This is a genomic window from Streptomyces doebereineriae (assembly GCF_031845645.1).
GTDB classification, from domain to species: Bacteria; Actinomycetota; Actinomycetes; order Streptomycetales; family Streptomycetaceae; genus Streptomyces; species Streptomyces canus.
On record NZ_JAVREZ010000414.1, the window covers coordinates 1 to 428 of the forward strand.

The following is a 428-nucleotide window of genomic DNA, read 5'->3' on the forward strand; positions in this document are numbered from 1 at the left end:
TCGACTATCCGATCGACCACAGCACCACATGCATCCAGCTCGACGCCGGGGTTCGGGTCAGCATCGATGGAGTTACCCTTGCGACGTCGGACATGGCCCGGTCACTACCGCGCACCCCCGAAGCGAAAGAGGCGTACGCGTTCTTCTTCACCGTCGTCCGTGACGGGATCATCGGCCAGCTGCGACCCGGCGTGGTGTGCGAGAGCGTCCACGAAGGCACCATGCGCTTCCTCGAGCCGCATCTGCCCCGGATGATCGAGATCGGCATGCTCGGAGACGACATCGACTTCAACACCATCTACCGCAAGCGCAACGTCGGGCACCTGATGGGTAAGCAGGAGTCCTTCGCCAACGAACTCCGGCCCGGCTACAAGCACACCCTCGACGTCGGCTCCTACGGCGCTGCGGAAATCCCGTGGCGGTACAAC

General features: G+C 63.3%; 1 protein-coding gene. It reads left to right on the top strand.

What is annotated here, in order from left to right; genetic code table 11:
* Nucleotides 1–32: 32 nt before the first annotated feature.
* On the top strand, nucleotides 33–428 hold a 396-nt coding region (locus tag RNB18_RS52570; RefSeq protein ID WP_311721126.1), incomplete at its 3' end, for a M24 family metallopeptidase.